Source organism: Shewanella sp. MBTL60-112-B2 (assembly GCF_019655055.1).
Lineage (GTDB): Bacteria > Pseudomonadota > Gammaproteobacteria > Enterobacterales > Shewanellaceae > Shewanella.
Genome location: NZ_BPFA01000002.1, coordinates 86,242 through 111,172 on the forward strand (window position 1 = coordinate 86,242; position 24,931 = coordinate 111,172).

The following is a 24,931-nucleotide window of genomic DNA, read 5'->3' on the forward strand; positions in this document are numbered from 1 at the left end:
CTAAATCGAACATGGCACGAAGTATAAATACAAATGATTCTCAGTGCTAATAACTCTTGGCTATATTTATTAGTGATATCGATTATGCGAGTTATTAAAAAGCGTGCCTAAGTCACATTATTTTGCCGATTGTTATTGAGCTCATATTTTGTGCATGACCTTTAGTTTTAGTAACCACGCTCGAAGTGCACTCTATGGGAGAGTTTTTCTCCTTTAATCCATTTATGAAAGTTCTCTGCAAAAATTTCGACCACTTGCTCAGGAAAGCTCGGCGCAGCGATATGCGGCGTAATAACGACATTGTCTAGCGACCAAATTGGGTGCTCTTCAGGTAAAGGCTCTTGGTTAAACACGTCTAAAATTGCTTGCTGCTCTGGGTGTTTGATTAATTGTTGGTAGAGCGCATCTAAATCGAGAACGTCGCCGCGGCCTAGGTTGAACAAGACTACCTCTTCTTTCAGAAGTGACAGGGTCTGCTTATTAAGGGCACCTTGGGTGTCCGGGGTGCTAGGCAGGATGCTGGCGACCGCATCGGCTTGAGGTAGGTAGCGAGCAAGATTGGCCAAGGTATCGATTTCATCGAAGCCTCTAGTGGGCTTGGCACCGCGATTGATCCCGATAACATGCATACCAAAGTGCTTTGCAGTTTGAGCAATATGTTTGGCAATTGAGCCAGTGCCTAGTAGCAGTAAAGTTTGCCCCTGTAGGGTCTTAAAGCTACCCGGTAACCAAATTTTTTGATCTTGCTGAGTACGGTATTTTCTATGTTCTCTTTGGTAAGCGAGTAGATAACCAAATAAGTATTCACTCATTAAAGGGCCGAAAATCCCCCTAACATTAGTGAGCTCGTAGTCTTTACGCTGCCTAGGCTTAACCAAGGCATCGACGCCTGCAAAAGTTGACTGCATCCACTTTAAGTTTGCGGCATGGGGTAGCAAAGGTGCTGCAAGTTTAGGTTCGGCTAACCAGATATCAGCATTAAAAATCCCTTTAGGGTCATCGTCCAAAATGATGGTATTAGGTAGATGGCACGAATTTAAAAGTTGACGATATCGCTCATTTTCTCTGGTGAGTAATAGTAGCTTGTGTCCCATACTAACTCCCTATATTCTACATTCACCTCGATTTAAACCTGCTTGGTGATGTGTAATACAATGTCTAAGGTTATTGAATTTTTTAACTATTTAGGGTCATTTATTTACCCTTGGCTACCAGAAGTTTCGACAGCAATCGTTGCTTGTTGTCTGGTGGTTTTTGGAGCCGATATTAATCGTTTTCTACGTCGCTATTTTGCGGGACGCTCTTTTTTGCTGCGCACTCTGATTTTCGTCATGGTGAATGCGTTTGGCTATGGGCTTATGATTATCCATTTAAGCCCTTTATTAGCGCAAAATATGGCTAAGATCCCATCTCACTGGTTATTTGTTCTGGTTATCGCTATTTTCTTTGCGATAGGTAGCTGGGCGCAGCGCAACAGACAAGTTTAAGTTATTAATTTTAGTGTAGATTATTTTCATTAATTTAGGCAACTTGCCAGTATTTGCTGCGCTGTGGATGGCTTTATTTCATCTCAATTTAGACCGAGATGGCTAATCGCTCGGTCAGGATAGTTAGTAAATACACCATCAACCCCCATCAGCTTTAACATGTCGAGATCCTCAAGGTTATCTACGGTATAGACATACACCTTAGCACCCCGTTTATGCGCGTCATCAACCATTTCCAGAGTGGTAAAGCTAAGTCCTAAATGAATGGAGTAAGCATCCAGCTGACTGACAACATTGGTAAGATCTAGTGGTACACCTTCAATTAAAGGGGCTACTAACGCGTTAGGGCATTGCTGTTTCAAGCAAGCCAAGAACGGGTGGTTAAACGATGAAATTAGTAGTTTGCTACTGTCGTATTTAAGCTCGCTGATAAGCTTAGGGTAGAGGTCGATAAAAGCCTCTAGGCAGCCAAGCCCTTTCAGCTCAATGTTGACTAAGGTGTTGTGAGGTTTTAGTAATTTTAATACTTGCACTAAGGTTGGAATAGGCTCACCGTCGATAGTGATAAGACTCAAGGCCTGCTTAGTGTATTGTTCAATAAGGCCAACCCCTGTGCTTTTGGGGTCAAGGCGCCTATCGTGAAACACGTACAGTTCATCTTCGACTAAGTGGATATCAAGCTCTACCGCAGTCGCTCCGAGTTCAACAGCCTTTGCAAAAGCGGCTAGGCTGTTTTCAGCCAGATAACCACTGGCTCCTCTATGGGCAAATATCATCATAATGGCATCTCAACCGTCTTTAATTTAAGTTCTTAATAAACTCTGTACCTCTTTATTCTGGCTAGCAGAAAGGTGCACTTCAAGTTGCGGGTAAGCAAGTTCTAGGTTGTTTTCACGCAGCTTCTTGCTGATCTGTTTATGTAGCTTGTGCCTTAGAGGCCAGCGAGTGCCCATATCTTTTGCATAAGCACGTACTTCGAAGTCTTGGGTATGTTGACCAAAACCGGCAAACCATACTTCAGGCTCAGGCGAGAGTAGTGCATCGTCACACTCTTGTACGGCTTGGTAAAGCGCTGCTTCTACTCGTGCAGGATCTGAGTCGCGAGCAACAGACACATAGATTATCACTCGCGTGATAGGATCTGATAGTGACCAGTTAATCAGCTGTTCGGTGATAAATGCCTTGTTTGGGACGATGATCTCTTTTCTATCCCAATCGATAATCGTGGTAGCACGAATTTGGATTTTACTCACAGTGCCCGTGAGGTCACGGATAGTGACGGTATCGCCAATACGAACAGGTTTCTCAAATAGAATGATCAAACCTGAAATAAAGTTGGCAAAGATCTCTTGTAAGCCGAAACCTAAACCAACCGAGAGGGCGGCAACTAGCCACTGTAGCTTTGACCATTCCATGCCTAAAGTGGAGAAGCCTGCCAGCACACCAAACATCACCACTAAATAGCGGCTGACAGTGGTTAAAGCAAAGCCTGTGCCTTGGCTGAGATCGAGCCTTTGTAAAATCGTAAGCTCGATAAGGCCGGGCAAGTTGGTTGCTATCATCATCGAGAAACCAACAATAATCAGCGATAAAAGCAGAGACTTAAGGGTTATTGGCAGCTGTTGGTCAATACCATTGACTGTGGTGTTGCTCGACCACAAGGTGACTCCGTCGAGTAGCGAGAATAGTGCGGTGTGGGTCTGAGTCCATAACCCGACGATACTGGCTAAAAATGCCAGCAATAACAGTGAGCGTACTAATCCTAAAGACTGGCTAGAGATAGTTTCAAGATCGACGATTGGTTCTTCGTAGGTATCGGCTTGGTCGTTGACATTCAGCTCACCTTTTTCACGTTGTGCGAGTACTTCAGCACGCTTGGCCTTGGCTCGTTCAAAGGCGATGCGACGACGCTCTATTAACATCCAACGCTTGATTAAGTTGAATAGCAACAAGAAACCTAAACCAAATATCAATGATAACTGCAACTGCAGGAACATCTGGAATGCGGTGTAGTAGTAGCCTTGGAATGCCAACACGGCGCAGGCAAGGGGCATGATGATTAGCATGGCCCACAATAGCTTCTGTAATAGTTTTTTATTCTTACTGTGCTCGGCAGTATTTTCTTTGTTAGATAGGCTGAGCATGTCCTTATAGAACCAAAACAGCATCAGGCAGAAAATAATAAATGCACCACGACCTAGGCTATTTCTAACCAGAGAGGTGTCTATTACTTCGGTAAAGGCCATGATGGCTAGAAAAGGTGTTGCCATAATGGTGAACTTTCTAAAACGTGCCTGACCGGAGCGCACCATGCTTTTTGGTGCTTTAAAGTGATTGATCAATAAGCCTCTGTCTAACGCCAGTAGGTAGATGAAGCGGTAAAGTTGATAGAGTAGACCTAAGGCCATGATCCCCATACCGATGGCGGAAACAAAGTTGTGGCTCGACTGGTAGAAGATACCGCCAGCGAACACAATAGGTAGCGGCTTGAGTAGGCTGTAACCCAAGGAGTTGATCAGTACATGAAAGGTATAGATGAACTTATCTTGAGTCACATTGCCGACAAAAGGTAGTTCTCGGCGCATCGCCGATTTAAATTTCGGTGTCAAAATATCTTGGGTGATAATACTGATGACAAACAGAATTAGCCACAACGACCATAGGGTGCTTTGCTCATCGAAGGAACTTTGCATCTGTCCCCAAGGAGCCTGTTGTAGCATCCATTGAATACTCTGGTGTAAATCAGTTATCCATAAACCACCTATGCTGTTAGCATTCGGAACCCAGAACAGGTGGTCATTGAGCGTGCTTTTAAGCGTCAGATATTGCTGGTTTAGTTGCTCATAACTGACCCTAAGATCGGCTAGCTCACTTAGGTATTGATCATAACTCTGTAGTAGCTGCTGCAGTAGCAAGCCTTGTGAAGAAAGCAGCTTGGCCTGCAATGAGTTATCGGCGCCAATTGATGTCACTTGCTGACTATTTAGGGTTTGCGCTTGCTCAATTTGATATCGAGCAAGTCGAGTGTTGGCTATTTCACTTTGAAGCGGCTCCTGATTTGGCGGTTTAGGCAAGGCTTGCAGCATTTGTAAGAAGCGTTCACCAAAGGCTGAATTAAGCTTAATCCAGCCAATTTGCTGTTGTATTGTTGTTAGCTGTTTGGCTTGAGCTTGGTACTGGGCTTCAGCCTTTTCTTGCCGAGTCAGAGTTAGGCTGATTTTTTGATTCAGCTTTTTTAAATTCTCACCGTAAACTAAATTGCTATCGCTGAGCTCTTGGGCAATAGGATCGTGGCTATTGTCATCTGGCAATAAACTTCCTGCAATGGTTGCTTCTGTACGAGCTTCTCTTTGCAAGACAATTTTTTGGTTTAAGCGCTCGATAAGCAGCTCTTGCTGAGCCAATTGCTCACGCACTAACTTTAACTGTAGCTGATTTAAGTCGATCTCTTTTTGGCTGCTAGCTAATACTGCTTCGAGTGTTTTAACATCTTGCTCATAGAGCCTCCCTTGGGCGACGATAAGCTGATTATTAATGGTTTGCTCTTTGCCGATGCGGATTTTTTTGTGTTTTTGTAATGCCGCTCTAGCTTTAACTAAGGCATCAGGCAGTTCGCTGTGAGACTTTATTAACGCATTGATTTTTTGCCCTAAGCTGATTTCAACATCTTTGAGTTCCGATAGGCGCAGATAGGCGAGCGAGGCCTGCTGATTGATATCCTGCTGATCTGAGTCGTTTAATGTTTTTTGTGCATCTTGAATTTGGTTAAGCAAGTTTTGCTTATGCTTGGCATAGTTATTTAAGAGCTCGCGAGCACTATTTTCGGTGAGGACGAGTTCATGGATCTTGTCTTCTAGGAGACTTAATTGTTCCTGCGGAGTTAACTCAGTACTTTTAGAGGAGAGCCCTAGGCGTTTTTCAATTTGAAGAGGCGAGTTAGCGCTAGCCGATAAGGCGAATAGGCACAGTAGAAGCAATAAAAAACGATGCATGATAAGAGTATAAATAAGGCAAAAAAAGACACAGTAATAGTAGCCAAGTTGAGCTGATAAATAAATCGTTCTAAACAGTCTTTTTTATCCTATTCGATCTGTGACTTTGCTGAGTTTCAAAAAGTGCAGTGGCGACGACTAAGGTTCCGCCAATAACAGTTTTTAGCGCTAAGTCTTCTCCGAGTAGGATTAGTGCCAACATGGCACCATAAAAGGGTTGCAAACAGGAGACCAAGCCAACGGTTTTTGCGCTCAGAAGCCTTAATGCTGAGGTAAATAGTGCATGGGGCGCAGCGGTAAACACTACTCCGAGTAAAATAATCAACCACCATACATTTTGTTCTATGCTGCTCAGTTCTACGCTTAGCCATGGCGCTAAAAAGAAAACGGCGACAGAGGTCTGATAGAACATGGCTTGCTTGCCGCTGTATGCGCTGAAATAACGTTTATGCAGTAGGTTGCGGGCAGTAAAGAAGGCGGCAGATAAAATACCAATAGCAATTCCAAGAGTGACGTCATTACCTAGGCTTGCTTCTGGGATCAACAAAGACACACCAATGAGCACGACTATGCCACTGATCACATCTGCTAATTTGAGTTTAGTTTTAGTGACTATGGGTTCGACTAATACCGTCATCACTGGATAGGTAAAAAACGCAATCATGCCGATGGCGACCGATGATAATTGCATTGAGGCAAAGTAGGTCACCCAGTGCAGACTGACGATGATACCAAGCCCTATTGCGATGAAATAGTCTTTGTTGGCGTTTAAGGATAGACGTTGCTTGCTGAGTTTGACGATTAGCGCAAGCACAGTGGCTGCAACGACACAGCGTAGCAGAGTAATGTCGAGTGCGCTAAGGGGGATAAGCTTGGAAAACAGTGCGGTACCACCAAAAAGTAATACCGCGAAGTGTAGTTCTAACAGCCCTGTTTTTTTATTGTCCATGCTTACCTTTAGAAATTAGTCTTCGATTTTTGCAAAGGCTTGACCCATACGTGTCACGCTCTTTGGTTCTACTCCATCTGCAAATTTATCGAGGGCGTCTTTGGCGAACAACATCACAACAGTGCTACCTAGTTTGAAACGACCCATTTCGGCCCCTTTCTCAAGTGTCAGCGCATTAGGGCCTTCAGTTGGATAATCCCAAGTGAATACTTTCTTTCCTGTTGGTGGTGTTACTGTACCAGCCCAAACCGTTTCAATGCTGGCTACGATTGTTGCACCGACTAGAACCATTGCCATTGGGCCAATTTCGGTCTCAAAAATTGCTACAACACGTTCATTGCGAGCAAATAGGCCTGGTACGTTTTCAGCCGTTAACGGATTAACGGAGAAGAGTTCACCTGGAACATAGGTCATCTTAGACAAGGTGCCTTTAATCGGCATATGAATGCGATGATAGTCCTTTGGCGCAAGGTAAATTGTGGCAAAATCACCACCCTCAAAACGCTTAGCATCATCGGCTTGATCGCCTAGTAGCGCAAGTGAAGAATAATCATGTCCTTTGGCCTGAAAAATACGGCCTTCTTTAATTGGACCTAGTTGGCTAACTGCACCATCTACAGGATGCACAATGTAGTCATTGTCTTCACAAAGTGGACGCATGCCAGGTTTTAATGCGCGGGTGAAGAAATCATTAAAAGTACGGTAAGCCGTTGCTTCTGACTCTGCAGCTTCGCTCATATCAATTTTATATTGTTTAATGAACCAGTTAATAGCTGCAGTTGTTACTGAGCCCATTTCTGCCGCTGCAAGTTTGCCAACAAGGCGAGAAAGCAAATGCTTAGGCATAATATATTGCAGAGCAATTTTTACTTTATCCAATTTAAATATCCTTAAATCTTTAACCTAACGTATAGGTGCTATCTGTTGTTTTATGTTGCGGTACTCTCTCGATTCAAACTCTTTGCTATTTGGTGCAATGTTTATTTGAGGTCGATGGTGCACTACTTAACCTAAGTTGAAACCTTATTTGCAAGACAGACTATTCGTCTGGACCTGCTCTAAAGTGACGAGCGTGTCTCTGCTCATCAAGACTCGCAATAATGCGATGATAATTATTGTATCTGTCTTCAGTGATCTCACCGGCTTTGAACGCTTCGGTAATTGAACACCCAGGATCGTTTAGGTGTTTGCAGTCTCTAAACTTACAGGTCCCTAAATAATCTCTAAACTCAACAAAGCACCAACCCACGCGATCTGCAGGCAAGTGCCATAATGCAAACTCACGCACACCTGGAGAGTCAATTAAATCTCCGCCAGTAGCGATATGCAGCAGTTTTGCGGTGGTAGTGGTATGTTGGCCAAGGCCTGAGTTTTCAGAAATATCACCGGTAATGAGCTCAGCATCAGGCATCATGGCGTTGATCATCGATGACTTACCTACACCAGACTGGCCAACAAAGACGTTTACTTTGTCGTTCATCAGGGCATGTAGCTGTTCAACACCTTCACCCGTTTTGCTACTCACCCGATATACTCGATAGCCTATGCTCTTGTATCGCTCAAGCGCTGCATCGATCTCTGGCGCCTCTTCTGGCGTAATCAAGTCGACTTTATTCAAGATGATGACCGGCTCGATGCCAGTATCTTCAGCCGCGACCAGATAACGATCGATGATTTGGGTCGTAAAAGCCGGCTGTGTTGAGGTGACAATCAAAATCTGATCGATATTTGATGCAATGATTTTCACGCCGTCATAAAGGTCAGGGCGCGAAAGCTGTGAATGCCTAGGATGCACGGCTTCGACAATACCTTCGATACGACTAGCCCCTGACTCACTGGTCAGTGCCAAACGAACGATAACTTTATCACCAGTCACTAGGCTTTTAATATTACGGCGAATATTACAGCGAGCAAGGTGGCCAGAGTCCGTCTCGACGTCAGCGTGTTGGCCGAAGCGTGAAATAATGGTGCCTTGTTGCTCAGGACCTAACATACTGTCTTGTAAGTCAGTAGTTTCGCCAGCATCACGGCTCTGTAATTTCTTTTTTTGGTTGGTCCGCATTCTGCGTAATTGACCATGGCTTAGCGGTTTCTTTTTACTCACGTATTAGTCTTCAATGATAAAGGTGATTTTGTGTTGCTTAAAAAAGCAGTATGATACACGGTCTTAAACAAAAAAGCCTGAATTTAGGCTAACAGGAATAACGGGTCGCATTATGGCTATAGATGAGAACAATCTGATTTGGGTCGATTTAGAAATGACAGGACTAGAGCCTGCCGTTGATAAGATTATAGAAATGGCCACAATAGTGACAGATAAAGAGCTAAATATTATTGCGCAAGGCCCTGTTATTGCGATTCATCAATCTGATGAACAATTAGCGCTAATGGACGATTGGAATCAAAAACACCATGGTGAATCAGGTCTAGTTGATCGCGTTAGAGCGAGTACGGTAAATGAAGAACAAGCAATTGCAGAGACTATCGCGTTTTTATCGCAATATGTGCCAGCAGGTGCTTCACCTATGTGTGGTAATAGTATTGGTCAAGATCGTCGCTTTCTAAATCGCTATATGCCAGAGCTTGAAGATTACTTTCATTACCGTAATATCGATGTGAGCACGATTAAAGAGTTGGTTCGTCGCTGGGAACCAACAGCAATGGAAGGCTTTAAGAAAAAGAATACTCACCAAGCATTGCAAGATATCGAAGAATCTATCGCCGAATTGCAGTTTTATCGAGCTAAAGTATTTACTATTTAACCAATCAGTCAGATTATTTAAAAGAAAGGGTTGCAGAGTAGGGAAATTTTCATATAATGCGGCCTCAACTTTTCGCTAAGCACCAACTTAGTGATTATTGATAAAAGTTGAAATGCGACATTAGCTCAGTTGGTAGAGCGATACCTTGCCAAGGTATAGGTCATCGGTTCGAACCCGATATGTCGCTCCAAATTAAAACTTATGGGAACACCAAGTCCGGTAAGTAAACAAGATTTATGCGACATTAGCTCAGTTGACTCTTTATAAGAGCAAAAGGGCGATACCTTGCCAAGGTATAAGTCATCGGTTTTTGTTTTGAATCCGATATGTCGTTTCAATCAAGTAAAGATTTATGCGACATTAGCTCAGTTGGTAGAGCGATACCTTGCCAAGGTATAGGTCATCGGTTCGAACCCGATATGTCGCTCCAAATTAAAACTTATGGGAACACCAAGTCCGGTAAGTGAAAAAGATTTATGCGACATTAGCTCAGCTGACTCTTTATAAGAGCAAAAGGGCGATACCTTGCCAAGGTATCAGTCATCGGTTTTTGTTTTGAATCCGATATGTCGTTTCAATCAAGTAAAGTTTTATGCGACATTAGCTCAGTTGGTAGAGCGATACCTTGCCAAGGTATAGGTCATCGGTTCGAACCCGATATGTCGCTCCAATTTAAAACTTATGGGAACACCAAGTCCGGTAAGTGAAAAAGATTTATGCGACATTAGCTCAGTTGACTCTTTATAAGAGCAAAAGGGCGATACCTTGCCAAGGTATCAGACATCGGTTTTTGATTTGAATCCGATATGTCGTTTCAATCAAGTAAAGTTTTATGCGACATTAGCTCAGTTGGTAGAGCGATACCTTGCCAAGGTATAGGTCATCGGTTCGAACCCGATATGTCGCTCCAATTTAAAGCTTATGGGAACACTAAGTCCGGTAAGTGAAAAAGATTTATGCGACATTAGCTCAGTTGGTAGAGCGATACCTTGCCAAGGTATAGGTCATCGGTTCGAACCCGATATGTCGCTCCAATTTAAAGATTATGCGACATTAGCTCAGTTGACTCTTTATGAGAGCAGAAGGGCGATACCTTGCCAAGGTATAGGTCATCGGTTCGAACCCGATATGTCGCTCCAATTTAAAGCTTATGGGAACACCAAGTCCGGTAAGTAAAAAGATTTATGCGACATTAGCTCAGTTGGTAGAGCGATACCTTGCCAAGGTATAGGTCATCGGTTCGAACCCGATATGTCGCTCCAATCTTCTCCTCTTCTACAAAATCCTAAAGAAATAAATTCAAAACTTAGTAAAACCAAATTTTTTATACAGCATTAGCTCAGTTGTGCTCGTAGAAAATGTTGATACCCTTTTTTGCCAAGGTATAGGCCTGCTTGTATAAACAGCCGGTTCGAACCCACTCTCGATAAGATCAAAAGCTCGCTCCAATCTTCCTCTTCGTATCATTCCGTTTAAACTCCAAACCAAACCAAACCAAACCAAACCAAACCAAACCAAACCAAACCAAACCAAACCAAACCAAACCAAACCAAACTAAACTAAAGAAGATAGTCATAGACCTTGTTGATACATCATTAGCTCTGTTTGTTACTTATCGTTTTAGCCTTGCTTGAGCGATTACGTGATCGAACGCTTGTTTCTTTCATAATCTCTAAAGTAAGCGGGTTTTGCTTTGCTAAAGTTTGACTGTGCTCAAATATTAAGTCGGTTTTTCATACCATAATTAAAAATGACTAATATTTGGGCGTGTCACTTTTATGTGGCGGACTAAGGAGAGGAAAAATGCGTATTCAACAACTCAGTGAGCTTTTAGATTATGTGGCGAGATGCCGCATAGAGATGGCGCAACTCTATAGCCGCTTACATGCACATGCTGACTCTTCTAGAGTGAAGTTGATGTTAGAGTATTTTCAGCAACATGAGCGTAATACCGCTGAAAAACTAGAGGACTATATTGATGAAGCGCCGAAAAAGATTCTAGATACTTGGTATAAAGACATTGTTTTTGAAGACTTTATTGGTCAATGCCAGAAGTTAACTTTGCCTGCCAATATGACTGAAGATGATGTGCTAGAACTGCATCTAAAATTGGATAACAGCTTAATCGGGCTATTAGAGAAGACCGCTAACTCTTCTGCGACAGCAGAAACGAAGGGCGCACTAGAAGATCTTGTTAGGGTTAAGAAAATCCAACAACAACGCCTTGTACACAGCAGTATTCGAATGGATGACATCTAAGTTTGCACCAAGCTTAGCTAACGAAGGCACCGGTAGGTGCCTTTTTTAATTAAATATTGCGGCGATGTGAGCCGTTATAATTGTGATAGATCAAACTTAGGTTATCTAAGGCCCTTTAGGATTCATTTGCACTTAAGCCTAAGTCTTTAAGCTACTACATTAATTAATATCTCTCCCCACTTCTAGGAACCGTGATATGAGCCAAGCACACTTATTACCGACATCCCTGTTTCTAACCGAGCAAGTTAGAGCCGCCGAATTGAGTGCGGTAAAGAGTGGTTGCGTCAGTCTATATCAATTGGTTGAAAAAGCCGGAGCAGCAGCCTTTGAGCTAATAAAAGAAAGGCTGGCTGATACTAAGGAAGTAGTGGTATTGGCAGGGCATGGTAACAATGGCGCCGATGCGTATGTGACAGCCTCATTGTTACTAGAAGCGGGCTTTGACGTTACATTACAAGCAAGTACGCCCAGCAACCCGAGTGATGAGCTTACAAGTGCTATTCGTCAGTTCTTAGAGTCTGGAGGAGAAGTTGTTGAGTTTTGTCATTCTCAGATTTTAGAGGCTGGAGTCATTATTGATGGCTTGCTAGGCACAGGGATCTCTGGTGAATTAAGCGCTGAACTTAGCAGGGTTATCGATGCAGCAAACAAAAGCAGTGCCTGGGTGCTAAGTCTTGATGTGCCATCTGGGCTGAATCCTGATACTGGAAGCTACGCAACAATAGCGATTGAAGCTGATGTTACTTTGACTTTTGGCGCATTGAAGCAAGGTTTGTTAACGGGAAAGGCTCGTCATAATTGTGGTGAGATCTTGATTGCCGAGTTGGGCCTAACGGGTTATTTACCTAAACCAAGTGCAACGCGGATTGTTAGTAGTCAGTATATTAAGGCTTTTTCCCCTCGTAAAAGAGATGCTCACAAAGGAAACTGCGGTAAGGTCTCTGTTATAGGCGGCGATTACGGCATGGCTGGTGCGGTGAGGCTAGCTGCAGAAGGTTGTCTGCGAAGTGGTGCTGGACTTGTTACAGTTATATCAAGACCTGAGCACCAACTAATTGTTAGTGCCACTCGTCCTGAATTGATGTTTTGGGGCTGCGAGTTGGTTGATATGGAAGTGTATTTAAAGCTTGGATGGGCTACAGCATTAGTGATAGGTCCTGGATTAGGCACTGATGATTGGGGATATAACTTACTCAAAGCGGTGGATCTAAGTGATAAGCCCTGCGTGATCGATGCTGACGGCCTTAACTTGCTGAAAGAAATGCCAATGAGGCAAAAATATTGGATATTAACCCCTCATCCGGGTGAAGCGGCGAGGCTTCTCAATATAAGTATCGAGGAGGTTGAGCAAGACAGATTCAAAGCCATTAGGCTGCTGCATCAGGAATATGGTGGGGTGATTGTGCTTAAAGGGGCTGGAACCCTTATTTTTGATGGTAATCAATGCGTAGTGGCGCCAGTTGGTAACCCTGGTCTTGCAAGTGGAGGCTGCGGTGATGTGCTTGCAGGAGTGATTGGTGGGCTAGTCGCTCAAGGATACTCGAGTATGGAGGCTGCTTGCTTAGCGGTAGTGATCCATGGTGATGCGGCAGATTTGGCAGCTCGGGCGGGTGAGCGAGGAATGCTAGCGAGTGACCTAATGCCCTATATTCGCCAGTTAGTTAATGAAATCTAGTTTAGAAAGCTAGGTGATTAGGTTAAAGTAATGCATTCTACGCACGATTTTATTAGGACGCTTTTCAATTCGAAATGAGTATGCAAGCAATTACATTAAATTTAAATGACGAGCAAGACACGGTTAACCTAGGTACTAAGTTAGCAGGCTTGATTACGCCTCCATTAACTGTTTATTTAAGTGGTGACCTAGGTGCAGGTAAGACGACTTTTAGTCGCGGTCTTATTCAAAGTCTTGGCCATCAAGGGGCGGTAAAAAGTCCAACTTATACTTTAGTTGAGCCCTACGAGCTCGATGGGCTAGATGTGTACCATTTCGACCTATATCGTTTATATGATCCAGAAGAGTTAGAGTTTATGGGCATACGCGATTATTTTACTGAACGTAGCCTTTGCATTGTAGAGTGGCCAGATCGCGGTCATGGTTTATTACCTACTGCTGATATACATATCCATATTAAGTATGTTAATACTGGACGAGAAGTTGAGTTACAGGCACTTTCGGTAGAAGGTGAAAATATATTGGCGGCTCTAAACAATAATGATAATAAACAGTAATATATTTAGATTATTTATACTCCTTTTTACGTTTGGTGCTTCATTCTTTGCGCAGAGTGCTAATACGCTCGAAAGCGTAAGGATTTGGGCTGCGCCAGACTCGACTCGTCTTGTTTTCGATTTGAGTCAGTCTCCAGACTATAGCTATTTTACTCTTACGAATCCTTACCGCTTAGTGGTGGATTTGAAGAAGTCCTCTAATAAAGTCGATCTCAATAAGATTAAAAATAACAGTAAGCTGGTTAAGAAAGTACGTAAGAGTAGCCCGCCGGAGAAAGGCACGTTACGCCTGGTTATCGATCTGGTTAAGCCTGTAAAAGCGAGTTTGTTTGCACTGCCTCCAACTGCACCATACGGTAATCGTTTGGTGGTTGATTTAGATAGCGCAGGTTCGACGGCGAAAAAAACTGCCGTCACGAAACCCAAAACTCAATTAAGAGATGTGGTGATCGCCATCGATGCGGGTCACGGCGGTGAGGATCCTGGTTCTATAGGACCTACGGGCATCTATGAGAAAAAACTTGTATTAGAGATATCAAAAAAAGTCGCTCAAAAGATTAATGCCACACCGGGTATGAGGGCGGTAATGACACGAACTGGCGATTATTTTGTCAATTTGAATAAACGCTCTGACATTGCCCGTAACAGCAAGGCCGACCTTCTAATCTCTATCCATGCGGATGCTTTTACTTCCCCACAACCTAGGGGCGCCTCTGTATGGGTATTATCCATGCGCCGTGCAAACAGTGAAATTGGTCGCTGGTTAGAGCAAAAAGAAAAACATTCAGAACTGCTCGGCGGGGCGGGAGAGATTATTCAAAATACTGATAATGAACAGTATCTTGCGATGACACTGCTGGATATGTCTATGGATCGCTCTATGGCGATTAGCCATAATATTGCAGGAGACGTGCTCTCCAATCTTGGACGCGTGACTAAATTGCATAAGCATAAACCTGAGTCAGCCAGTTTTGCTGTACTCAAGTCGCCAGATATTCCATCGATTTTGGTTGAAACAGGCTTTATCTCAAACCCTAAGGAAGAACGGCTATTATCCCAGCGTGACCATCAGAATAATGTTGCTAAAGCCATCCATAAAGGAGTGGTTAAGTACTTTGAGGCTAACCCTCCGGTGAACTCACTACTGGCGAGTAAGAGCAGTGTTGAACATAAGGTTCGAAGTGGAGAGTCGTTATCGGTTATTGCGCATCGTTACCAGATCTCTATAAGCAGTTTGAAAAAGGCAAATAACCTTAAATCAAATAGCCTACGAATAGGTCAGAAATTAAAGATCCCGAGCGCGTAAGAGCTTTTGAGAGTACACAATGGCAATAGAAAAGTTACCGCCACAATTAGCTAACCAGATCGCTGCAGGTGAGGTAGTTGAACGCCCTGCATCTGTGATTAAAGAGCTGGTTGAAAACAGTCTCGATGCAGGGGCTACACGCGTCGATATTGAGATTGAAAAGGGCGGCGCTAAACTTATTCGTATCCGCGATAATGGCTCGGGGATCCCAAAAGAGGACCTGAGTCTAGCCTTGTCTCGACATGCCACGTCAAAGCTTAAATCGTTAGATGATTTAGAGGCAATCTTGAGTTTTGGCTTTCGCGGCGAAGCGTTAGCGAGTATCAGTTCTGTTTCGCGGCTTATCTTAACCTCACGTACAGCCGAGCAAACTGAGGCCTGGCAAGCACATGCTGAAGGCACCGAGATGGCCGTTAAGGTATTGCCTGCAGCTCACCCTGTTGGGTCAACGGTCGAAGCGGTGGATTTGTTTTTTAATACCCCTGCAAGGCGTCGTTTTTTAAAGAGTGACAAGACAGAGTTCACCCATATTGATGAGTGGCTGAAGCGTATCGCCTTGGCTAGACGTGATATTCATTTCACCTTAAAACATAACGGTAAGACGGTACGTAATTATCGGCCTGCTAATACCGAAATTCAGTATATCCAGCGCCTCGGGCAAATTTGCGGCAAAGCGTTTGCAGAAACCTGTTTGCGAATTGAGTGTCAGCATAATGATTTGAACCTAAGTGGTTACTTGCAATCACCAAACGCAGCGAGTGGCTACAGTGAGACCCAGTATTTCTATGTCAATGGCCGCCTTGTAAAAGATCGGCTGGTTAATCACGCGGTTCGTCAGGCATTTGCACAATATGCCGAGGGGATTTCGCCTGGTTACGTGCTGATGCTAGAACTTGATCCCCATCAAGTGGATGTGAACGTGCACCCGGCAAAACACGAGGTACGTTTTCACCAAAGCCGTTATGTGCATGACTATATTTTACAAGCTCTGCAATCGGCTATGGCACAATCGACTCAACTTAGCGTTGATATTGAACCTGAATCAGAGCAGGCGTCAGCATGGCAAACAAGCCCTACGCGAGGGGCGGTAACACCGTCTCGCTACGTTGACGAATCGAAGAGCAAGTCATCGACATCGTTTGATGTACGAGAAAGACACTCAAGCGCCAGTCAAGCGCCTTACTCGGGTGGTAGCACAAGTTATAGAAGTCAGCTTAAACCGGCTTCTAGAAACTCAGATGTTAGCTTGCCCTCGCAGACGAGTATTCGTGCTTACGGTGAGCTCTTAAGTACCGATACAGCTGAAACTCAAAATGCTAGCGGGTCTTTGCGTCCAGTCGCTCATCAAGCCGGCATGTCGAAAAGTACTCATGCAGCGGTAAGTATGCCACCAGTCATCGCTGGTCAATACTGGGTGCTAGTAAAAGAGGATAAAATATCTCTGCTGAATATTGCTACGGTAGCAAAGGCGGCATTGAAAGCTGAAGTTGCGGCCAAGTTTGCACAAGGCTTAATTGGCCAACCTTTGTTGATGCCAGTGGCGATCAGCGTTGATGATGACTGGCCTGAGATTATAGAAAATCGTGAGCAGTTAATACGCAAGTTGGGAATTGAGCTTTCTATTCGTCTCGGGCAGTTGATTATTAAGAAAGTGCCCCCATATCTAAGGGATAGCCAATTGGCAGCTTTAATCCCTGAATTACTGCAGTGGATTAGATTAGAATTACCCAGCGATGAAGCTATTATAAAGTGGCTTGCTGAGCAAGCTGCAAACCGATTTACCAGCGCGAATGAGGCGTGGTTTGCCTTCAATGCATTGCCCGATGATGTGCAGTGTGAGCTTTATAATCACTCTCAAGAATTACCTTGGGAGCAATGGATGAAAGAAAATCAGAGTGACCGATAAAAAATCACAGAAAGTTATTACTTTGATGGGGCCAACAGCCTCAGGTAAAACCGCATTAGCTATTGAGCTTGTTAAGCAGTATGACTGTGAGATCATCTCTGTGGATTCAGCATTGATCTACAAAGATATGGATATTGGTACCGCTAAGCCTGATGCTGCAGAGCAAGCTGCAGCGCCACATAAACTCATCGATATTATTGATCCCGCACAAAGCTACTCTGCGGCGGACTTTAGGCGTGACGCCTTGGCTCAGATAGAAGATATTTTGAGTCGTGGTAAGACGCCTTTGTTAGTCGGTGGCACCATGATGTACTTTAAGGCGTTGTTAGAGGGACTATCACCGCTACCAAGCGCAGATGAAGCGATAAGAGAGCAGATTGCTGCCGAAGCAGAAGCGCAAGGTTGGCAAGCTTTGCATGACCAGTTACGCGAAATCGATCCTGTTTCGGCTGAGCGAATTCACCCTAATGATCCGCAGCGATTGGCGCGAGCATTAGAGGTTTACCGGATCAGTGGTCAATCCCTTACTGAGCTAACTAAGACAAAATCTGACGCATTCCCTTACGATGTGGTGCAATTTGCGATTGCACCAAGTGACAGAAAGGTGTTACATAAGGCTATAGAAACTCGATTTAAAGCCATGCTTACACTAGGGTTTACTAGTGAAGTTGAGCGTTTGAAGGCTCGAACGGATTTACATTTAGACCTGCCATCTATGCGCTGTGTCGGATATAGGCAGTGTTGGCAGTATTTAGATGGTGAAATTGACTATGAAACTATGGTCGAAAAAGCGGTTGTTGCTACTAGGCAATTAGCTAAACGTCAATTAACATGGTTACGTGGTTGGCCGGATTTAATCTGGCTAGAAAGCGGGGCTGAAAATAATCTAGCAACAGTAATGCGACATAGTCGCTAGCTTAATAGCTGCTGCTATATAATACTAAAACCAAAGATAAAGTTTTATTGTATTAAAATAACTATTAATTTTAATTAAAAAGGAAATTAGAAAATGGCAAAGGGGCAATCTTTACAAGACCCGTTTTTGAACGCATTGCGTCGTGAACGCGTTCCAGTATCTATTTATCTTGTTAACGGCATTAAGCTTCAGGGACAAGTTGAGTCTTTCGACCAGTTTGTTATTTTGCTTAAAAATACAGTAAGCCAGATGGTTTACAAGCATGCCATTTCTACAGTGGTGCCTTCACGTCCATTTAACGTGAGCAACCACCAAGCGACAAACGCTCAAGCTGGCTATAACGCACAGCATGACGATGGCGACGACAAGTAATTTGTTAAGGAGATTGCTTTTTGTTTGATCGTTATGAGGCGGGAGAGAAAGCGGTACTTGTCCATATCGACTTTGCTGACGAAAACAACCGAGAAGACTTAGATGAGCTAAAGCTATTAGTTGACTCGGCTGGTGCTCAGTCAATTGGTGTGATCTCTGGAAGTCGTCGTTCACCGGACCGCAAATTTTTTGTTGGCTCGGGTAAGGCAGAAGAATTGGCTGCGATGGTTGCGGCAACTGATGCCAATGTGGTGATTTTTAATCACGCATTAAGTCCAGCTCAAGAACGAAATCTTGAGCAGTTGTGTGAGTGCCGTGTACTTGACAGAACGACTTTGATCTTGGATATCTTCGCCCAAAGAGCGCGGACATTCGAAGGTAAGTTACAGGTGGAGCTAGCGCAATTGCGCCACATGTCGACTCGCTTGATTAGAGGCTGGACACATTTAGAACGTCAAAAGGGCGGTATTGGCCTTCGCGGGCCAGGTGAAACTCAGCTAGAGACCGATAGGCGTCTACTGAGGGGCCGGATCAGCACGATCAACCGCCGTTTAGCAAAAGTGGATAAGCAACGCGATCAGAGTCGTAGAGCTAGGCAGCGCAGTGAGATGTCAACCGTGTCATTGGTGGGATACACCAACGCCGGTAAATCGACACTGTTTAATGGTTTAACAACCTCTGATGTTTATGCTGCGGATCAGCTTTTTGCAACATTGGATCCAACGTTACGTAAGTTAGACTTGCCTGATGGTGATGTCATCCTAGCTGATACCGTTGGATTTATTAGGCATTTGCCACATGATTTAGTTGCCGCATTTAAGGCAACGCTGCAAGAAACACGACAGGCAGATCTACTGCTGCATGTTGTCGATAGTGCAGATGAAAAGATGGCTGATAACTTTGAGCAAGTTCAAAAAGTGCTTAAAGAGATCGATGCGATAGACATTCCACAGTTGATCGTTTGTAATAAAATCGATCTATTGGATGAGGTGAACCCACGCATTGACTACGATGACGAGGGGACACCGATTAGAGTCTGGGTTTCTGCTCAGCAGCAAAAAGGCTTGGAATTAGTCGAAGATGCGATTAACCAAATTGTTGGTAAAGCCATCCAAGAACTAACCTTGCAAATCCCAGCTTCGGCAGGGCATTATCTCGGCCAGTTTTATAAATTGGATGTAATACAGCAGAAAGAGTATGACGATCTGGGGAACTGTATGATCTCTGTGCGCTTATTGGATGCCGATTGGCGCCGATTAGTAAAACAGAGCCAAGGTGAAATAGAGACTTTTGTGGTCGACCCAGTCGTCGCATAATTAAGTATTTTAGTAATCTCGTTTATTTCATACACTTATGGAGTACTAAATGGCTTGGAACGAGCCCGGTAACAAGGGTCAAGACCCTTGGGGAAATGGCAATAAAGGTGGTAACGATAAAGGACCACCAGATTTAGATGAAGTTTTTCGTAACCTTTCTAAGCGCTTTGGCGGCAAGGGGAATGGTTCAGGTGGCAACATTAGTGCGGCCAGCTTAATTATTGTTCTCGTTATCGCAATAGTTGTGTGGGGACTTTCTGGTTTCTATACAGTTAAAGAAGCGGAGAAAGGTGTTGCACTGCGTTTTGGTGCGTATATCGGTGAAGTGGACCCAGGTCTTCAATGGAAAGCCACCTTTATTGACGAAGTAACGCCAGTAAACGTACAGACAGTTCGTTCTATTCCAGCTTCTGGAAGTATGTTAACAGCTGATGAAAACGTGGTTTTAGTACAACTTGACGTACAGTACCGTGTTAGTAACGCAGAAAATTATCTTTATAGCGTCGTAGACGCTGATGCTAGCTTACGTGAAGCAACTGATAGTGCACTTCGTTATGTTATTGGCCATAACACTATGGATGATATTTTGACCACAGGTCGAGATAAGATCCGTCGTGATACTTGGGATGAAATCGAACGTATTATTAAGCCATATAAGCTTGGTATTACAGTGGTTGACGTTAACTTCTTGCCAGCTCGTCCGCCAGAAGAGGTTAAAGATGCCTTTGATGACGCAATTGCAGCACAAGAAGATGAGCAACGTTTCATCCGTGAAGCTGAAGCATACTCACGCCAGTTAGAGCCTCAGGTTCGTGGTACTGTTGAACGTATGGATCAACAAGCAATTGCTTATAGGCAAAGAGTGACCTTAGAGGCTAAAGGTAAAGTAGCTCGTTTTGAGCAACTACTACCAGAGTATCAAGCCGCACCTGAAGTGACTCGCGAGCGTATGTATTTCGATACGATGCAAGAAGTGATGAGCGGAACAAGTAAAGTTCTTATCGATGCTAAGAACAATGGCAATTTAATGTATCTTCCTTTAGATAAGTTGATGCAACATAGCCAATCTAATAAGTCTGCTAAGTCTCAGAGCAAACCGGCAACACCTGTTATGTCAGTTAATAGTACAACTCATAATAACAGCAATATGCCGCTTGATGGTCGCCCATCACGTGGTGATCGTTCGTCGGGGAGGAACTAAGAGATGGGTAGATTTACAGCGATAATCGTAGCAATACTTATTGCAATCTCTTTGTCTTCACTGCTTGTAGTGAATGAAGGTGAACGCGCTATTGTTTCTCGGTTTGGTAAAGTTCTTAAAGATGACGGCGTAACACGTGTTTACAGTCCAGGTCTTCACTTAAAGATCCCAATGCTTGATAAGATTAAGTATATGGATTCACGAGTGCAGACACTTGATGGCGCTGCGGACCGTTTTGTTACTTCTGAAAAGAAAGATTTGATGGTCGATTCATACGTGAAATGGCGCATTAAAGACTTTGAACGTTATTACTTGTCTACCAATGGTGGTATCAAGGCTAACGCTGAGACGTTACTACAGCGTAAGATCAACAACGATCTTCGTACTGAGTTTGGTCGCCGTACCATTAAAGAGATTGTTTCTGGTAGCCGTGATGAGCTGCAGTCTGATGCACTTAAAAATGCAGCAGAAAGTGCAGAAGACTTAGGTGTTGAAGTTGTTGATGTACGAGTTAAGCAAATTAACCTACCAGCAAACGTCAGTACCAGTATTTACCAGCGTATGCGTGCAGAACGTCAGGCTGTGGCTAAAGAGCATCGCGCTCAAGGTCAAGAGCAAGCAGAAATTATTCGTGCTAAGACTGATGCTAGTGTCACTATTCAAACCGCTGAAGCAGAGCGTAAAGCCCTGACTACACGAGGTGAAGGTGATGCTCAAGCTGCTAAGATTTATGCTGATGCATACACTAAAGATCCTGAGTTCTTTAGCTTTATGCGAAGCTTAGATGCTTATAAAGCAAGTTTCTCTGGCGAAAATGATGTCATGGTACTTGAGCCTAACAGCGAGTTCTTTAGATATATGAACAGCTCTACAGGCAAGTAGTTCCAATATAGTTTATGTAAAGGCCTAACGTCAGTTAGGCCTTTTTTATGCGTGTCCAAAAGCCATAATCAGTATGGAGAGTTTTAACGGCTCCGATGCTGTGACTCTATAAGGAACAAGAGGGAGCTTAACAGTGTATAGACCGGAGACATAACTATGCTTTTCACTCGTTGCAAACCACCTTGTCTTGCATGCTACCGACATACATAAGATATTCCTCCATCCTTGTAGGTCAGATGTGGTGAATGTCATTAATGCACGACTATATGGATATAGGAGGTACGAGACCAAGGCTGGTCGAAGTTAGAATAATATAAGAGCTATTATCGAGGGTAACGCAGGAGCAGTTACCGAGTAGCATTTAATGACCTTGCCTCATAACCGCTAAATACCGGCTGAGCGAGTAAATCTTTATACTGATTGGTATTACTCGGATTTCTCCAGCTTTGCCTAACATACTCAGTTCAGCTCATCTTCTTATACAAAAGTAGACAATGTTAACGACTAAAAGCAATTCCTACCAATTAAGTCAACTATTGCATTGTAGTTGGTAAAAAAATCATTAATAACAGCTAAGTTGCTAATTTAGTGGGTAATGAATGAAAGTTTTTAGAATGTTCTGCTAATAAAAATTAGCGCTTTTGTTGGCTTGAGTGCCTTCTTTTTATGCAGAATTAGCACTAAAACTAACATAGTTAACTTAGTTGAGTGTTTTAACTATGATCTGGTTCTAATTTTTGGCTATAATGAGCCGCGCTTCAAGTTTAGATTCCGATTTTTATTCGGATCAGCTTAGAAGAAGACAGATAAAACAAAAATTCCAACACTCTCTGGAGACAAGTGGATGAGCAATGCGCCAGTCGATACCGGACGTCGCAGATTTCTGACCGCAGCCACCGCCGTAGTTGGTGGTGCTGGTGCCGCTGCTGTAGCGGTTCCGTTTATAAAGTCATGGAATCCGAGTGCCAAAGCGAAAGCAGCAGGCGCGCCGGTTGAAGTAAATATAAGTAAAGTAGAGCCAGGTCAACTTATTCGAGTTGAATGGCGTGGTAAACCTGTATGGGTTGTTCGTCGTACGCAGGAGATCTTGGATGGTCTACCGGCAATCGATGCTCAGCTTCGAGATCCTGACTCTGTTGAACCGCAGCAGCCTAGCTATGCACAGAACCCTGAGCGTTCAATTAAGGCTGAGTTCTTCATTGCTGTAGGTCTTTGTACTCACTTAGGCTGTTCACCAACTTATTTACCAGATACATTCGGTGAGCAAGTTGAAGGTGTTGCATCAGGCTTCTTCTGTCCATGTCACGGTTCAAAGTTCGATATGGCTGGTCGTGTATTCCAAGGTGTACCTGCGCCGTTGAACCTAGTCATTCCTCCACATCAATATCTTGATGATAGCACCGTGCTTATCGGTGTTGATAAAGGAGCTGCGTAATGGTTAAGAATATTATCAGCTGGATTGATGAGCGCATTCCAATGACCGCTACGTATAACCGTCATGTAGGTCAATATGCGACACCAACCAACTTCAACTTCTGGTACTTCTTTGGCTCACTAGCCATGTTGGTACTGGTTAACCAGTTACTAACAGGTATCTGGTTAACAATGAACTACGTACCAACAGCCGAAGGTGCGTTTGCTTCTATTGAATACATCATGCGTGATGTTGAATACGGTTGGTTGCTGAGGTATATGCACTCCACCGGGGCCTCGGCCTTCTTTGTGGTGATCTATCTGCATATGTTCCGTGGTCTTATCTACGGCTCATACCAAAAGCCAAGAGAGCTATTGTGGCTATTTGGTATGCTGATCTTCCTGGTGTTGATGGCTGAAGCATTTATGGGTTACCTGCTACCTTGGGGACAGATGTCTTACTGGGGTGCACAGGTAATTATCTCATTGTTTGGTGCAATCCCTGTGATTGGTGATGACCTAACATTGTGGATCCGAGGTGACTTTGTTGTTTCGGGTGCAACTCTAAACCGCTTCTTCGCATTGCATGTTATTGCTCTGCCACTTGTGCTTGTTGTTTTAGTGTTCTTACACTTAATCGCACTGCATGAAGTAGGCTCTAACAACCCTGACGGTATCGAGATTAAGCAGAACAAAGATGAGAATGGCTGGCCAAAAGATGGTATTCCATTCCACCCATACTACACAGTTAAAGACATCATGGGCGTCGCTGGCTTCCTAATAGTCTTCTGTTATGTATTGTTCTTTATGCCTGAAGGTGGTGGTTACTTCCTTGAGAAGCCGAACTTTGAAGCGGCTAACCCAATGAAGACACCTGAGCATATTGCACCGGTTTGGTACTTCACACCTTTCTATGCAATTTTACGTGCTATCCCAGACAAGTTGATGGGTGTTATCGGCATGGGCTTAGCTATTGCAGTGCTATTTGTATTGCCATGGTTAGATCGTTGTAAGGTTAAGTCAATTCGTTACCGTAGCATGATCCATAAGGTGAATATTTCTCAGTTTGCTGTTTCATTCTTAGTACTGGGTTACTTAGGTGCGGTACCTGCAACGCCTGCACTAACAATTGCGGCACGTATCTTCACTCTAACTTACTTTGGTTTCTTCTTATTCCTATGGATTTACAGTAAGAATGAAAAGACTAAGCCAGTACCAGAGAGGTTGACACACTAATGAAAAAATTACTGATTGCATTAGTTGCATTGGTGCCAACTCTGGCTATCGCAGCCGGAGGTGGAGCACCTCTAGAGAAGGCCAATATTGATCTAAATGACAAAGAGTCTCTTCAGCGTGGATTGGATTTATTCCAAAACAACTGTGCAGGCTGTCATAGTACTCAGTATCAACGCTATGAGCGTGTTGCGACTGACTTAGGTATCCCATTAGATGAGATGCGCATTAAGTACTTACCAGAAGGTGCCAAGATTGGTGAGTTAATGGAGAACGCTATCCCTGATGCTGATGCAGCTAAGTGGTTCGGTGCATCGCCTCCTGACTTAACATTGGTTGCCCGAGTGCGTGGTGAAGATTGGATATACTCATACCTTCACGGTTTTTATAAAGATGAAAGCCGTCCATTTGGTGTGAATAACACAATCTTCCCATTGGTAGGTATGCCGCATGTGCTTGAAGGCCTTCAAGGTCTTCCTATCAAGCAAGAAGATGGAACATTGGTTGCGACCGGTGGTGCCTTATCTGCTGAAGAGTACGATCAAGTGGTTCGTGATATCACAGGATTCTTGGTTTACTCTGGCGACCCAGTCAAACTTGAGCGTGAAACTCTAGGTTGGTGGGTGATGGGCTTCTTGTTCATTTTCTTTATTGTGGCCTACCTCTTAAAGAAAGAGTACTGGAAAGATGTACACTAACCCCAAA

At 43.8% G+C, this 24,931-nt stretch carries 21 protein-coding genes and 10 tRNA genes; 25 read left to right on the plus strand and 6 right to left on the minus strand.

Annotation, left to right across the window (positions count from 1 at the left end; all coding sequences use genetic code 11):
- Positions 1-167: 167 nt before the first annotated feature.
- A complete protein-coding gene (locus tag K5Q73_RS01645) occupies positions 168-1,094 on the minus strand; it encodes a D-2-hydroxyacid dehydrogenase (protein ID WP_220758896.1) in 927 nt (308 codons plus the stop codon).
- Positions 1,095-1,154: 60 nt separating this feature from the next.
- Here K5Q73_RS01645 and K5Q73_RS01650 point away from each other — a divergent pair, with 60 nt between their 5' ends.
- Complete coding sequence (locus K5Q73_RS01650) at positions 1,155-1,487, plus strand: DUF3392 domain-containing protein (RefSeq protein WP_259650672.1); 333 nt, start codon at positions 1,155-1,157, stop codon at positions 1,485-1,487.
- 83 nt (positions 1,488-1,570) lie between these two features.
- Here the strand turns inward: K5Q73_RS01650 and K5Q73_RS01655 are convergent, their stop codons facing one another.
- From K5Q73_RS01655 to rsgA, 5 genes are all read right to left on the minus strand, one after another.
- A complete protein-coding gene (locus K5Q73_RS01655) occupies positions 1,571-2,266 on the minus strand; it encodes a glycerophosphodiester phosphodiesterase family protein (protein WP_220758894.1) in 696 nt (231 codons plus the stop codon).
- A gap of 24 nt (positions 2,267-2,290) precedes the next feature.
- On the minus strand, positions 2,291-5,479 hold the full coding sequence (locus K5Q73_RS01660; protein ID WP_220758893.1) for a mechanosensitive ion channel domain-containing protein: 3,189 nt from the start codon (positions 5,477-5,479) through the stop codon (positions 2,291-2,293).
- A gap of 70 nt (positions 5,480-5,549) precedes the next feature.
- The gene (locus K5Q73_RS01665) at positions 5,550-6,428 is read right to left on the minus strand and encodes a DMT family transporter (RefSeq protein WP_220758892.1); all 879 of its coding nucleotides are present in this window, start codon (positions 6,426-6,428) and stop codon (positions 5,550-5,552) included.
- A gap of 15 nt (positions 6,429-6,443) precedes the next feature.
- Complete coding sequence (gene asd, locus K5Q73_RS01670) at positions 6,444-7,307, minus strand: archaetidylserine decarboxylase (RefSeq protein WP_220758891.1); 864 nt, start codon at positions 7,305-7,307, stop codon at positions 6,444-6,446.
- Between the two features lie 160 nt (positions 7,308-7,467).
- Positions 7,468-8,532, minus strand: coding sequence for a small ribosomal subunit biogenesis GTPase RsgA (rsgA, locus tag K5Q73_RS01675; protein WP_220758890.1), 1,065 nt, complete (start codon positions 8,530-8,532; stop codon positions 7,468-7,470).
- 112 nt (positions 8,533-8,644) lie between these two features.
- Between rsgA and orn the strand changes: the two genes are divergently transcribed.
- From orn to K5Q73_RS01795, 24 genes are all read left to right on the plus strand, one after another.
- Positions 8,645-9,190: an oligoribonuclease gene (gene orn / locus K5Q73_RS01680; RefSeq protein WP_220758889.1), complete on the plus strand. Its 546-nt coding sequence runs from the start codon at positions 8,645-8,647 to the stop codon at positions 9,188-9,190.
- 114 nt (positions 9,191-9,304) lie between these two features.
- Positions 9,305-9,380, plus strand: a tRNA-Gly gene (locus tag K5Q73_RS01685).
- Between the two features lie 48 nt (positions 9,381-9,428).
- A tRNA-Gly gene (locus tag K5Q73_RS01690) sits at positions 9,429-9,524 on the plus strand.
- Between the two features lie 20 nt (positions 9,525-9,544).
- Positions 9,545-9,620, plus strand: a tRNA-Gly gene (locus K5Q73_RS01695).
- 48 nt (positions 9,621-9,668) lie between these two features.
- Positions 9,669-9,764: transfer RNA gene (locus K5Q73_RS01700), tRNA-Gly, on the plus strand.
- Positions 9,765-9,784: 20 nt separating this feature from the next.
- Positions 9,785-9,860, plus strand: a tRNA-Gly gene (locus K5Q73_RS01705).
- A gap of 48 nt (positions 9,861-9,908) precedes the next feature.
- A tRNA-Gly gene (locus tag K5Q73_RS01710) sits at positions 9,909-10,004 on the plus strand.
- A gap of 20 nt (positions 10,005-10,024) precedes the next feature.
- Positions 10,025-10,100: transfer RNA gene (locus tag K5Q73_RS01715), tRNA-Gly, on the plus strand.
- Between the two features lie 48 nt (positions 10,101-10,148).
- Positions 10,149-10,224 (plus strand) — tRNA-Gly (locus tag K5Q73_RS01720).
- Positions 10,225-10,237: 13 nt separating this feature from the next.
- Positions 10,238-10,329 (plus strand) — tRNA-Gly (locus K5Q73_RS01725).
- A gap of 47 nt (positions 10,330-10,376) precedes the next feature.
- Positions 10,377-10,452: transfer RNA gene (locus tag K5Q73_RS01730), tRNA-Gly, on the plus strand.
- Between the two features lie 541 nt (positions 10,453-10,993).
- Entirely contained in the window at positions 10,994-11,449 is a 456-nt protein-coding gene (locus K5Q73_RS01735) for a hypothetical protein (RefSeq protein ID WP_220758888.1), read from the plus strand.
- 196 nt (positions 11,450-11,645) lie between these two features.
- A complete protein-coding gene (locus tag K5Q73_RS01740; protein WP_220758887.1) occupies positions 11,646-13,124 on the plus strand; it encodes an NAD(P)H-hydrate dehydratase in 1,479 nt (492 codons plus the stop codon).
- 80 nt (positions 13,125-13,204) lie between these two features.
- A complete protein-coding gene (tsaE, locus tag K5Q73_RS01745; protein ID WP_220758886.1) occupies positions 13,205-13,681 on the plus strand; it encodes a tRNA (adenosine(37)-N6)-threonylcarbamoyltransferase complex ATPase subunit type 1 TsaE in 477 nt (158 codons plus the stop codon).
- Positions 13,665-14,987: an N-acetylmuramoyl-L-alanine amidase gene (locus tag K5Q73_RS01750; protein ID WP_220758885.1), complete on the plus strand. Its 1,323-nt coding sequence runs from the start codon at positions 13,665-13,667 to the stop codon at positions 14,985-14,987. Before tsaE ends, K5Q73_RS01750 begins: the two co-directional genes overlap by 17 nt.
- Before the next feature lie 19 nt (positions 14,988-15,006).
- On the plus strand, positions 15,007-16,893 hold the full coding sequence (mutL, locus tag K5Q73_RS01755) for a DNA mismatch repair endonuclease MutL (RefSeq protein WP_220758884.1): 1,887 nt from the start codon (positions 15,007-15,009) through the stop codon (positions 16,891-16,893).
- Positions 16,883-17,809, plus strand: a complete 927-nt coding sequence (miaA, locus tag K5Q73_RS01760) for a tRNA (adenosine(37)-N6)-dimethylallyltransferase MiaA (protein ID WP_259650671.1) — start codon at positions 16,883-16,885, stop codon at positions 17,807-17,809. The genes mutL and miaA overlap by 11 nt, the downstream gene beginning before the upstream one ends.
- A gap of 93 nt (positions 17,810-17,902) precedes the next feature.
- Positions 17,903-18,181, plus strand: a complete 279-nt coding sequence (gene hfq, locus K5Q73_RS01765) for an RNA chaperone Hfq (RefSeq protein WP_028766005.1) — start codon at positions 17,903-17,905, stop codon at positions 18,179-18,181.
- Between the two features lie 20 nt (positions 18,182-18,201).
- Positions 18,202-19,497 carry a ribosome rescue GTPase HflX gene (gene hflX / locus K5Q73_RS01770; RefSeq protein ID WP_220758883.1) on the plus strand — a complete coding sequence of 432 codons (1,296 nt, stop codon included), beginning with the start codon at positions 18,202-18,204 and terminating at the stop codon, positions 19,495-19,497.
- A gap of 49 nt (positions 19,498-19,546) precedes the next feature.
- Positions 19,547-20,698, plus strand: coding sequence for an FtsH protease activity modulator HflK (gene hflK, locus K5Q73_RS01775; protein ID WP_220758882.1), 1,152 nt, complete (start codon positions 19,547-19,549; stop codon positions 20,696-20,698).
- A 3-nt stretch (positions 20,699-20,701) separates the two neighbouring features.
- Positions 20,702-21,580, plus strand: coding sequence for a protease modulator HflC (hflC, locus tag K5Q73_RS01780; RefSeq protein WP_220758881.1), 879 nt, complete (start codon positions 20,702-20,704; stop codon positions 21,578-21,580).
- 844 nt (positions 21,581-22,424) lie between these two features.
- Positions 22,425-23,015, plus strand: coding sequence for a ubiquinol-cytochrome c reductase iron-sulfur subunit (gene petA / locus K5Q73_RS01785; RefSeq protein ID WP_220758880.1), 591 nt, complete (start codon positions 22,425-22,427; stop codon positions 23,013-23,015).
- Positions 23,015-24,229 carry a cytochrome bc complex cytochrome b subunit gene (locus K5Q73_RS01790; protein WP_220758879.1) on the plus strand — a complete coding sequence of 405 codons (1,215 nt, stop codon included), beginning with the start codon at positions 23,015-23,017 and terminating at the stop codon, positions 24,227-24,229. Before petA ends, K5Q73_RS01790 begins: the two co-directional genes overlap by 1 nt.
- A complete protein-coding gene (locus tag K5Q73_RS01795; protein ID WP_012156732.1) occupies positions 24,229-24,924 on the plus strand; it encodes a cytochrome c1 in 696 nt (231 codons plus the stop codon). Before K5Q73_RS01790 ends, K5Q73_RS01795 begins: the two co-directional genes overlap by 1 nt.
- Positions 24,925-24,931 lie beyond the last annotated feature (7 nt).